The sequence below is a fragment of the Oceanibacterium hippocampi genome (assembly GCF_900172325.1).
In the GTDB taxonomy this organism is placed as follows: Bacteria; Pseudomonadota; Alphaproteobacteria; order Sneathiellales; family Sneathiellaceae; genus Oceanibacterium; species Oceanibacterium hippocampi.
Genome location: NZ_FWFR01000001.1, coordinates 616582 through 627952, shown reverse-complemented (window position 1 = coordinate 627952; position 11371 = coordinate 616582). Strand labels below are relative to the sequence as shown.

7 protein-coding genes are annotated in these 11371 nt (G+C 70.1%); all 7 read right to left on the bottom strand.

Annotation, left to right across the window (positions count from 1 at the left end):
* Positions 1-58 precede the first annotated feature (58 nt).
* Complete coding sequence (trxA, locus tag OCH7691_RS02905) at positions 59-379, bottom strand: thioredoxin TrxA (protein WP_085883464.1); 321 nt, start codon at positions 377-379, stop codon at positions 59-61.
* Between the two features lie 86 nt (positions 380-465).
* A complete protein-coding gene (gene addA, locus OCH7691_RS02900; RefSeq protein WP_217807762.1) occupies positions 466-3858 on the bottom strand; it encodes a double-strand break repair helicase AddA in 3393 nt (1130 codons plus the stop codon).
* A complete protein-coding gene (gene addB, locus OCH7691_RS02895) occupies positions 3855-6851 on the bottom strand; it encodes a double-strand break repair protein AddB (RefSeq protein ID WP_085881909.1) in 2997 nt (998 codons plus the stop codon). Before addB ends, addA begins: the two co-directional genes overlap by 4 nt.
* Entirely contained in the window at positions 6848-7570 is a 723-nt protein-coding gene (locus OCH7691_RS02890; protein ID WP_085881908.1) for a nucleotidyltransferase family protein, read from the bottom strand. The genes addB and OCH7691_RS02890 overlap by 4 nt, the downstream gene beginning before the upstream one ends.
* A gap of 7 nt (positions 7571-7577) precedes the next feature.
* Complete coding sequence (locus OCH7691_RS02885; protein WP_176244900.1) at positions 7578-8582, bottom strand: aminoglycoside phosphotransferase family protein; 1005 nt, start codon at positions 8580-8582, stop codon at positions 7578-7580.
* A complete protein-coding gene (gene tsaE, locus OCH7691_RS02880) occupies positions 8579-9052 on the bottom strand; it encodes a tRNA (adenosine(37)-N6)-threonylcarbamoyltransferase complex ATPase subunit type 1 TsaE (RefSeq protein WP_217807761.1) in 474 nt (157 codons plus the stop codon). The genes OCH7691_RS02885 and tsaE overlap by 4 nt, the downstream gene beginning before the upstream one ends.
* A 14-nt stretch (positions 9053-9066) precedes the next feature.
* Positions 9067-11235 (bottom strand): PAS domain-containing sensor histidine kinase, encoded by a 2169-nt coding sequence (locus tag OCH7691_RS02875; protein ID WP_217807760.1) that lies wholly within the window; start codon positions 11233-11235, stop codon positions 9067-9069.
* Between the last annotated feature and the right edge of the window lie 136 nt (positions 11236-11371).

The following is an 11371-nucleotide window of genomic DNA, read 5'->3' as shown; positions in this document are numbered from 1 at the left end:
GCTTCCCGCCGCGGCGTCGTCTGTCTGATGGATTGTCACGGCTTTGGCCGGGAACCGGTCAGAGAACCGATTCGATCCACTCGACGATCTTGCTCTTCGGCAACGCACCGACCTTGGTGCCGGCAACCTGCCCGTCCTTGAACAGCATCAAAGTCGGGATGCCGCGCACGCCATAGCGGCTCGGCGTCATCGGGTTGTCGTCGATATTGATCTTGGCGAGCGTCAGCTTGCCGTTCATCTCGGTCGCGATCTCGTCCAGCGACGGGGCAATCTGGCGGCAGGGGCCGCACCATTCCGCCCAGAAATCAACCAGGGTCGCGCCCTTCGCCTTCAGGACGTCGTCTTCGAACGATCCATCGCTGACGTGTTGGGTGGTCATGTCGTCCTCTCTCGCGGCCTGCGCCGTCATTACCGGAGCCGGTCAGCCCGGCTGTCATGCGAATCTATGGGCGCCCCCCCGCGAGGTCAAGGGAGGGCGCTCGCGAGACGGTCCGCCGGCAGTTCCATGAGATGCGGCGCGTCGGTCCAGAGCAGCAGGCAGCGGATCCGCCGGCCGGGATAGATTTCCCCCAGCAACGCCCTGTATAGCGCCATCTGGCGGAGATACAGCGCTGGCACGTCCTCGATCCGCCGCGGCGATGGCCGGTTGCTCTTGTAGTCGACGATCAGGATCTGTTCCGCCTCGACAACGATGCGGTCGACCTGGCCGGCGACCACTTCGCCGCCAACCAGCCCGATCAGTGGCACCTCGGCCCGGCTGCCGGCCGCGAACAGCGGCGCGAACTCGGCGGCGCCAAGGATGGCCAGCACCTCGTCGGCGATCTCGCGCCGTTCGTCCCCGTCGAGACCGTGCCCGGGCATCGCCAGCCAGCGCGCCGCCGCCTCGGCACGCGTCTCCGCCGGCAGTTCGGGCAGCCGCTCCAGCAGGGTATGGACGATCCGGCCGCGACGGAAACGACGCTCGGATTCCGCGCCGACCGGGGACCGCGCCGCGCGCTCGGCCGACGGGCTTCGCGACGGCGCCAGCGGCCGGCTCGGCCGCGGTTCCGCCGCCGGCAACCGGTCGATCCAGTCCGGCATCGGTGCCGCCTCGGCAACCTCGTCCGCGGCCCCGGACCCCTCGATCTCGCGGCTTTGCGATTGGGTGATCCGGCGCACCGTATCGCCGGAGGGCAGCGTCAGCTCTTCCGTCCGGGCGGTATCGAAGGCCGGCGCGATCAGGTCGTACCAGCAGCCCTCCTGCCGGCCGCGCTTGCCTTCCCAGCCGCAGACATAGAGCCGGTCCTCGGCCCGCGTCATCGCGACATACAGGAGCCGCCGGTATTCCTCGTCGCGGGCCGTCCGTGACTGCTCGATCAAGGCGGTCGCACGGACATCCCGGTCGGCACTCCTGACCGGCCAGAGCATCACCGGGCGGCCCTCGAAATGGTCCCAGAGCAGGCGCGGATCGTGCGGCGGCGTCCCGCATGTGTCGGGCAGGAAGACGATCGGCGCCTGCAGGCCCTTGGCGCCATGCACGGTAAGCACGCGGACCTCGTTCCGGCCCTGTTCCAGGTCGCGCTTGACGTCGGCGCTGCCGGCCTCGATCCAGTGCAGAAAGCCCTGCAGCGACGGCGTTTCCCGGCGCTGGTAGAGCAGCGCCAGGTTGAGGAATTCGTCGATCGGATCGTTCGCCTCTGGACCGAGCCGGGCGAGCAGGCGTCGACGCCCGCCGCCGGCACCGAGCAGGCGAGCGAACAGCTCGAAGGGCGGATCGTAGTCGACGCGTGCCAGAAGTCCGGCGAGGAGGTCGTGCGCGGCGCCGAAATCCGGCCGTTCCTCCCGCCGGCCGACGAGGGTCGGCCAGAGCTTCCCGGTCCGCCCGTAGGCGAGGTCGAACAGCGCATCGTCATCGAAGCCGACAAGCGGACCCTTCAGGACCTCGGCCAGCGACAATTCGTCCTCCGGCAGCAGCAGGAAGCGGGCGAGCGACAGGAGATCCATGACCGCGAGCTGTTCGGTCAGCACCATGCGATCGGCGCCGGCGACCGGCACCCGCGCAAGCTTCAGGGCGCGCACCATCTCTTCGAAGAAGGCGCTGCGCCGGCGCACCAGGATCATGATGTCACCCGGCTGCACCGGGCGACCCTTGGCGGCCAACGGCTCGCCGCTCTCGAGCCAACCCCGGATCCGCTCGGCGATACGGCGGGCGAGCACCGCGTCGGCCGAGCGCGCCGATTGCTGTTCCAGCGGCGGTGCCCAGGGCTCGGTCGGGGTGGCCGGCCCCGGCACCACCGGCGGCCAGAGCTCGACCAGCCCGCCATCGGTCGCGCGATGGGCGACATGGCGGACCCAGTCGCCACGGGCGATCACGCCCTCGCGCACGGCAGCGGGCTCGAAACAGCGGTCGACGAGATCGAGCACGACCGGGATCGAACGGAAGGAGCGGCTGAGCGGGACCTCGTCCCAGCGCTGCGCGGCCTCGCGCACCCGATCGGAGAAGAAGCGCCGGCGCGCCTCGAAGGCGGCCAGGTCGGCGCCCTGGAAGGAATAGATCGACTGCTTCTCGTCGCCGACGACGAACAGCGTGCGTTCGGTGCCGCGAACGCCCTCGCCGGCAAAGAATTCCTCGACCAGATGCTGGACGATCTCCCATTGCGCCGGGCTGGTATCCTGGGCCTCGTCGATCAGCACGTGATCGAGGCCGCCGTCGAGCTTGAAGAGCACCCAGGGGGCCCGTCCCGGATGGGCCAGAAGGTCGCGCGTTTTCAGGATCAGGTCGTCGAAGTCGAGGCGGGCGAGGCGGCTCTTCTCGGCCTCGTACAGCCGGACGATCGTGGCGCCGAGTTCGAGCAACGCCGCGCTAGAGGCGAAGACGGAAGCCGCCCGCAACCGTTCCCGGAGGGTCTCCAGCCGGGCGAGTTCGGTCGACAGGATGTCCGCGACGCCCGGATCGGCCTTGAGCGCGCCGGCGGTGGCAAGCCTGGCGCGCGCGGCGCCGGCCCGGGTGAAGAACTGGTCGAGATAGCCGTCGAGCCGGTCGAGCCGGCCCTCGGTGTCGGCGGCGAGCCAGTCGGCCATCGCGGCGGCCCGTTCACCGTCCGTCTTGCCGCCCTGCAGAAGCGCCTCGACCGCACGCCTGAGCGCCGGCGGATCGAAGGCGTCATCCCGGCAGGCGTCCCGGCGCAGGCTGTCAGCGTCTTCGCCCTCCGCCAGGCCGAGATACCGGCGCAGACGGTCGACCGAGCCGGCAAGCGCCTGTTCGTCGGCGAACTGCCCGCCGAAACGGCCGCGCTGGCCGAGGAAGTCGCGGACGATCGCATGGAAGTCCTGCTCGCTCACCCGGGCGCTGATCGCGGCGAGCGCCGTGCCGAGCCGACCGTCCGGGTCGTCCTTCGCGCGGGCCAGCACGCCGTCCAGCGATTCGGACATGAGCTCCGCCGCACCGCGTTCGTCAAGGACCTCGAAATGGGGCGCCAGATCGGCCTCGACCGGAAAGCGTCCAAGGATCGATTCGCAGAAGGAATGAATGGTGCGCAGTTTCAACCCGCCGGGCGTGTCGAGGACACGGGCAAACAGGCGACGGGCCGAAGCGAGCCGCTCGGGACCGGGCCGGTCGCCTTCCAGCGCCTCGATCTCCTGCCCCAACCGGTCGTCGTCCCAGGCGGTCCAGCGGCCGAGCTCAGCGCTCAGCCGGTTCGCCATCTCGGCCGCCGCCGCCTTGGTGAAGGTGATGCAGAGGATGCGCTCGGGCGCCACCCCCTCGAGCAGCAGGCGGAGCGTGCGGTCGACCAGGACCCGGGTCTTGCCGGACCCGGCGGAAGCCGACACCCAGACCGAGGAGGCGGGATCGGCGGCGCGCCGTTGCTCGATCGTCATCCCTCGCTCCCGTCGCCGCCCGGCGTCGCCCATTCCCGGACCCGCGCCAGGTGATCATAGTCGCTGAAGGCATTCGGCAGTTCCGGGCGCGGCCGACAGAGATAGGGCGTCGCCGGATCGGCGAACAGCGCGACCAGCCGTTCGAGCCCGGCGAGCGACTGCGCGACGAGCTCGTCGGTCGGGCTCTTGACCGGCAGCGCCTCGCCCGGCGGCTCGCCGCCACCGAGCCGGATATAAAGCAGCTCCTCGGCCGGGAGCGCCTCGATACCGTCGAAGCCGCCGGCCGCGGCGATCGCCGCCTCGAGCGGAAGCTGCGGGGCGAGGCCGGCATCGACCATCGGTTTCGAGGGCGGGCTCCCGGTCTTGTAGTCGACGATAGATATCGTGCCATGATCGAAACGATCGATACGGTCCGCGGTGGCGGTCAGGCAGAAGCCGCCCGCGATCTCGAGCCGGCCCTTGACCTCGGTAGCCAGGGTTCGCGCGCCCTTGCGGCGCTCCCGCTCGTATTCGACGAACCAGCGGACGATGCGGACATAGCGCGGCCACCAGAAGCCCCAGACCGCCGGCCGCAGCAGCAGCGCGCCGAAGGCGTCCCGCCCGAGAGCCAGCAGCCGGGTCTCGGCATCCGGCGGCAGGACGTCCGGACAGGCAGCGACGAAACGATCGAGGGCATCGTGGATGATGCTGCCGCGGGCCGCCGCGTCCGGCTCGGCCGCGATCGCGTCCAGCGGCTTCAGCTTCAGGATGTCGCGGGCGAAGATCTGGTAGGGATCCTTCATCCATGCCTCGATCCGGGTCACCGAGAGCCGGGTCGGCCGCGCCGCCACCGGTGGCCGGGGCGCCGGCGGCGCGGCCGGGCGCACGCTATCGGCGGCGTCCTGTCGGGCCTGCCAGGCGAGCAGGTCACGGGCCCGGACCTCGTCGAAGCGGAGACCATGCCGCTGCATCAGCATGTCGAGGCGGAGCAGCCAGCGGGACGGCACGGTCGGTGTGCCATCGACCTTCTCGGCCCGGGTCAGGACGACCTCCGGGGCGCCCATCGCCTGCTGGAAGTCATGCGCCGCGAGCCCGATCCCGCGCTCCGCCGGCGGCAGTCCGAGGGCGGCCCGCATGGGCGCGCTGAACCACGGATCGGCGCTCGTCTCGGCCGGCCAGCTACCCTCGTTGAGCGCCCCCAGGATCAGCAGGTCGGCCTGCTGCAGCCGGGCCTCCAGCGGCCCCCAGATCGAGAGCCGCGGATGCCGGCCATAGGCGGCGCGGACGACCTGCCCGTCGAGCAGGACCTCGAACAGCGCCGGCCATTGCCGGGGCTCGACCTCGGGCAGGACCTCGGCCGCCTCGCGCAGCTCGCGCAGGAAATCGGCCGCCGTCTCGCCGTCGTCGCCGCGCCAGAGTCGCTCGGCACCGGCCTCCTGATCGCTCGCGGCGAGCCATTCGGCGAGGGCGAGATGGGCATCGATCAGCGCACCGAGAGGCACCGTCCGGCGCGCTATCAGGTCGTCGAGCGGCGCGAGCGCCGCGGCAAGCCGTTCGAGTTGCGGCACCAGCCGTCCGGCATCGCCATCCTCGCGGGCAAGGGTGAGCAGCGTCCCGACACCGGCCGCCGGACGCGGGCCACGCAGCAGCCGTCGTTCGAGCAATCGAACGCCGCGCCGGAAATCGGCCGGCCGTTCGCCGCCGGCGGCGAGCGGATGCTTGAGCGTCGCCAGCAGGGTCACCGGCGCGGCCCGCTCGGCGGCCATCGCCGCGACCAGCCGGAGATAGCTTCCGACCGGGCTCGCGGCGAGCGGCTGTCCGGCCGAATCGTCGATGTCGATCTGCCAGCGCGCCAGTTCGGCCGCGACCCGGCGCGCCAGGCCGCGATCGGGGGTCACCAGGGCAGCGGTCCGGCCCGGCGTTTCCAGCGCCCCGCGCAACAGCAGGGCGATGACCGCCGCTTCCTCGCGCGCGCCGGGGCAGTCGATTCGGCTGACCCGGTCGAGCCCGGGATCGCCGGCGATCCGGAGCGTTCGCCAGCGATCGGTCGCCGCCGCCGGAAGGAGAGCCGCGGCGACCAGCGCCGTGCGCCCTGCGCCGTGCTCCTCGCCCGGCCAGGGATGCCAGTCGCGAACCTCCTCGGGCGCCATGCCGAAACCGGCAAGCAGGCTGACCATGCCATGCTGTGGGTGAGCCGGGTCGGCGGCGATCAGCGCGGCATCGGCCCAGTCCAGCCCGCGATCGAGGCCCGGCAGGACGACGGCGCCGCCGGGCAGCCCGGCGATGATGCCGAGCAGGGCGGCCGTCGCCGGGATCGAACCGGTCGAACCGGCGGCGTAGACCGGGTCTCCGGGCGGCGTTGCGGACCAGCGCGAGGCCAGCGCGCGGAGCCGCGCATCGCGATGCAGGGCCGGATCGGTCAGTCCCTGCTCGGCAAGGATTTCCGGCCAGCGCGCGCTGACGATGGTCAGGAATTCGAGAATCTCCTGCCAATGAACGGCAAGCTCGGCCGGGACGATCCGTGCCAGGTCGTCGAAGCGTCGGCCCTCCGTCTGCATCTGGTCGAGCAGGCGGGCGAGCGAGGCCGCGAGCGCCGCGGCCTGGGCCGAGCCCGGCGACGGCGGCCGCGCGCGGACCAGCCGGGTCAGCATCAACAGGCGGCGCAATTGCGAGATCGGCGGCGCCAGATCGGCCAGTTCCGGACCGTCCGCCGGCAGACCAGGCGCCTCGAACATGTCGTCGACGTCGCCGAGCGGGCGCATCTGCGGCAGCAGGGTCGCCTTGCCGTCCATTTGCCGGAGGAAGGCGGAGCGGAGGGCGGGAAGGGCACGGCGGGTCGGTAGGAAAAGCGTCACCCGCGAGAGCGTCAGCGGATCGTCGCCATGCCGGGCGAGCAGGCCGCGCGCCAGCGCATCGACGAACGGGACATGGGCCGGGATCGCGAAGACGTTCCGCGCCGCGGGTCGGGCCGCGGCCGACGGCGCCAGTCTCTGCGTCTCGGCCTCGCCGCTCATTGTCTTGTCAGTGCCTTCTCCGCCTGGGCGAGGGTTTCCGGGGTGCCGACGTCGAACCAGTCACCGTCGTGGCGCAGGCCGAACAGCCGGCCCGCCTCGGCCGCCCGGTCATAGAGCAGATTGAGCGAGAAGCGGCCGTCGGGGCAACCGTCGAACAGCGCCGGCGACAGGATCTGCACGCCGGAATAGACGAAGGGCGCCAGTTTCCGTTCGGGACGGCGGATCAGACGGCCGTCGGGGGCCATCAGGAAGTCTCCGCGCCCTTGATAGTTCCGGGCGGAAACGGTCGGGACAAGCAGCAGCAGCGCATCCATCCGCGCCGGATCGTATGCAGTGGCGAGGGCGGCAAGCGAATCACCGAGCGCGTCGCGCCAGACGACGTCGCCGTTGACCGCATAGAAGGGTTCTCCGTCGAAATGGTGCCGTGCCCGGGCGATCCCGCCGCCGGTATCGAGCAGCATGTCGCGCTCGTCCGATATGATGATCTCGGTCGGCGTCTCGCGCTTGCCCATATGGTCGATCACCTGGTCCGGGAGATGGTGGACATTGACCACGAGGCGGCGGACGCCGACGGCGACCAGACGATCGATCACCCGGTCGATGACCGGCCGCCCGGCCAGCCGGACCAGCGGCTTCGGGGTCGAATCGGTCAGCGGCCGGAGCCGCTCGCCGCGTCCGGCGGCCAGAATCATTGCCTGCGCGGGTCCCTTGCCCTGCATCGTTTCGCTACTCCCCGACGAACGCATCTTCCGTAAGCACGCCACGGCGCGGCGCCGGGACATGGGCGTCATACCATGTCGCCAGCGGTTGCAGCGCCGGATGGCCGAGCGCCGCCTCGATATGGCGCCAGAGCCGGGGGATATGTACCAGATAGCGTGTCTTTCCGGACAGCCGGGCGAGGCGGGCGAATATCCCGAGAATCCGCGCCTGGCGATGCACCACAAGCAGCGCAAAGCTTGTTTCCAATGCGGAACGATTGAGTCCGGTAGCCGTCGCATAGATCTTCAGGAGACGCTCGGCCATCGTCGGATCGACGTCGCGGCGCGCGTCGCGCAGCAGCGAGACGAGGTCATAGGCCGGCGGGCCGAAGCGGGCATCCTGGAAGTCGAGCAGGCCGACCCGGCGCAGCCCGGCGCGGTCGGGCAGCCAGAGCAGGTTCTCGGCGTGGAAATCCCGGTGCAGGAAGCGCCGGGGCAGAGTGTCGGCCAGCGGTGCGAGGTCCCGCCAGAGGTCCCGGTAGCCGGCGAGCGTCGCCTCGGGATCGCCGCGAAATCCGGTCGCCGGCAGGTAGTCGCTGACGAAGGGATCGACGAGCGCGACCAGGTGGGCGGGATCGAAGGCCGGCAAGGTATCGGCGCCGGGCACCCGGTCGAACGCCGCCGCGATGTCGCAGGCGGCGCCATAGAGCGCGTCCGCCGGGGCACCGCCATCGACGGCGCGCGCCAGCAGGTCATCGCCCAGATCCTCGATCAGCGCCAGTCCGGCCGTCGGATCGGCGGCCTCGACCTCGGGCGCGCTGAAGCCACCGGCGCGGAGCATCCCTGCGATCGTCAGGAAATCGCCGATCGGACTGTCGGCCGGCGCGATCATGAGAATCCGGCGACGGCCATCGCCGGCCGTAAGGCGCCGGTAACGCCGGCTCGAGGCATCGCCGGCCAGCACCGACTGCTCGGCGACGGCCCAGCCGCATTCAGCCAGAAAGCCCTCGATCGCAGCCTCATCCGGGGTCACGTGTCGAGCCCCGCGAGCCTGGCAACCCAGTCGGGATCCCCGGACGAGATCGCGAGCCGGCGGCTTCCGTCGCCGCCGCGACCCGGTTCCAGGCGCAGGACGAGCGTGCCGGCCGGCAACAGGCCGGCGATACGCTCCGGCCATTCGACGAGCGAGACATCGTCCTCGAAGGCGTCCTCGATACCTAGTTCGTAGGCTTCCTCGGGCGCCTCGATGCGGTAGAGATCGAAATGATGGATGGTGACGTCCTTCGCCTCGTAGCTCTGGAGCAGGGTGAAGGTCGGGCTCGGAACCTCGACTGGGGCGCCCATGCAGACGCGGATGATGGCACGGGCGAGCACGGTCTTTCCGATGCCGAGCGTGCCTTCCAGCGCCAGTACGTCGCCGTTCCGGAGATGGGCCGCCAGCGCGCGCGCGACGGCCTCCGTCTCCTCCTGGTCGGCAAGTTCGCGAATCATGATCGTGGTCACGGCATCGCCGACGGTCAGGCCGAGGCGGATCGAAGCGATGCGTCGCTGTCCTCGGACGGCGGCGCATCGGCCCGGGTGAGCGGCAGGATGCAGGTGATCCGCGTGCCGTCGGCGGGCGAGGAGACCAGGTCGATCCGGCCGCCATGCAACTCGACGAAGCTCCGTACCAGCGCGAGGCCGAGACCGGCGCCGGTCTGGCGCACGCCCCGGCCGACATTGAACTTGTCGAAGACGCTGGCCTGCTCCGATTCGGGAATGCCGATACCGGTATCGGCAACAACGATCGCGACTTCGCCCTCGCGTTCCTCCGCCCGGAGCGTGATGCGGCCGCCCGAGGGGGTGAATTTCAGTGAGTTGCCGAGCAGGTTGAAAATCACCTGCTTGATCCGGCGCTCATCCAGTTCGACCCAGCCGATATCCGGCGGGCAGTCGAACTCGAGTTTCAGGTTGCGGTTGCGGGCCCGTTCCCGGATCAGCGTGAGCAACCCGGCCAGCATCGCATGGAGGTCGACCGGCGCCGGCTCGAGCGACATCCGCCCGGCCTCGATCAGGGCGAGGTCGAGGATGTCGTTGATCAGCAGCAACAGGTGGTTCGAGCTGTCCAGGATGCCCTGGGCATACTCGATCTGGCGCGGATTGAGCTCGCCGAAATAGCGGTTCACCATGATCTCGGCGAAACCGATGATCGAATTGAGCGGGGTGCGCAGCTCGTGACTGACATTGGCGACGAACTCCGACTTCATCCGGTCGGCTGCCTCCAGCGCCTCGTTCCGCTCCCGCAGGGCATGCTCGATACGCAGCGAATCGGTGACATCGAAGTAAATGAAGAGGACGTTGCCGTCCGGCAGCGGCACCGAGGCATAGTCGAGCACGATGTCGCCCGAGGCGCGCATCCGCCCGCTGTTGGCGTTCCGGTCGGTGGCCGAGGCGATCACCCGGCTGCGCAATTCGTCGTTTCCGCTGAGGGCGGTTCTCGCCAGGTATTCGTCGAAGATCTGCGCGATGTGGGGTTCACCCGCGAGGAACTCCTCGGGCAGGTCCCAGAGCCGGCGGAAGGCCGCGTTCGACAGCTTCAGACAGCCGTCGGCACCGAACACCGCGACTCCCTCGTAGAGATTGTCGAGGGTCGCCCGCTGGACCGCGATCAGCGTGTTCCGCGCCCGCTCGAGAACGAGCTTGTCGGTCACGTCCTCGAACAGGAACAGCAGGCCGCCGAACGGGTGCGGCGTGATCACCGTACGCAGCATCGTCTCGTCGGGTAGCTGGACCAGTTCCTCCATCGGCTGCAGGACGGAGGTGAACAGTTGCCGACGCTTTGCCTTGTAGGCCTGGAAGTCGACCTGCTCGGGCAGGCGGCGTTCCTCTCGCTGGCGCTCCAGCACCTCGCCGAAGGTCGGACGCTCGTCGAGAAATGCCTCGTCGAAGCGCCAGAGCCGGGCATAGGACTTGTTGTAGAATTCCAGACGCTGGTCCGCCCCGTAGATGGCGATCGCGGTGCGCAGGTTCTCCAGCACCTCGGCATGGGCGTCGATATGCCGGTTGAGCTCGGCTCGGACCTCGTCGAGGGCGGTGAAGTCGATCGCGAAGCCGGCCAGCACGGTCTCGTCGCGGCGCACCGGTCGTTCGGTGATCTCGAAGGCATGGCGGTCGCCGTCGACCACGAAATAGCGGCTCTCGCGCTGCTCCTGCCCGGCATCGAGTGCGCGACGGGCGAGCCGCCGGGCCTGTTCCGGGTCGAGCGCCGAGACCAGCTCGGCCGGCGCGCCGTCCGGCTTGTTCCCCTCGACGATGTGCCGATAGGCGGCGTTCCGCCAGGCGATCTCCAGATCGGCGTCGCGCTGCCAGATCGGGATCGGCGCCGCCTCAAGAAGCGCTTCGAAGGCATCGCGCTCATGCTCGGAATGGCGCAGCATCTCCTCGAGGCCGGACACCCGGAGCCGGATCCGTGCAAGCTCTTCGCCCTGTTCCGCCAGTTGCCCCCGCAGGGTGTCCTCGGCCGCCTTCGCGGCGACCTGGGCCTCGGCGGCCTTGGTGCGCTCGCGCCACCAGAGCACCGCGAGCGCCAACGCCAGCGCGATCGCAAGCGCCAGGGCCAGCAACATGATGTTGCCATCCCAGGCCGCCCCGGTGCCGTCCGCTGCCAGACTGGCCCCGACCCCCGCAAAGGTCAGGCCGCCGGCCATTACGGCGATCCGATACACCGCTTCACGCCTCGCCTTGCCGTTCAGAAAATCCCCTGCGCGGCACTGTAGCAGAGTGCGCCGGTCATGCCTAGAAAGCCTGCCTTTACCGGGACTTGGGCGATCGGGACGAACCGGC

Coding starts and splice junctions, on each gene's coding strand:
- trxA (WP_085883464.1), bottom strand. CDS start 379: ATGACCACCCAACACGTCAGCGATGGATCGTTCGAAGACGACGTCCTG.
- addB (WP_085881909.1), bottom strand. CDS start 6,851: ATGAGCGGCGAGGCCGAGACGCAGAGACTGGCGCCGTCGGCCGCGGCC.
- addA (WP_217807762.1), bottom strand. CDS start 3,858: ATGACGATCGAGCAACGGCGCGCCGCCGATCCCGCCTCCTCGGTCTGG.
- OCH7691_RS02875 (WP_217807760.1), bottom strand. CDS start 11,235: ATGGCCGGCGGCCTGACCTTTGCGGGGGTCGGGGCCAGTCTGGCAGCG.
- OCH7691_RS02890 (WP_085881908.1), bottom strand. CDS start 7,570: ATGCAGGGCAAGGGACCCGCGCAGGCAATGATTCTGGCCGCCGGACGC.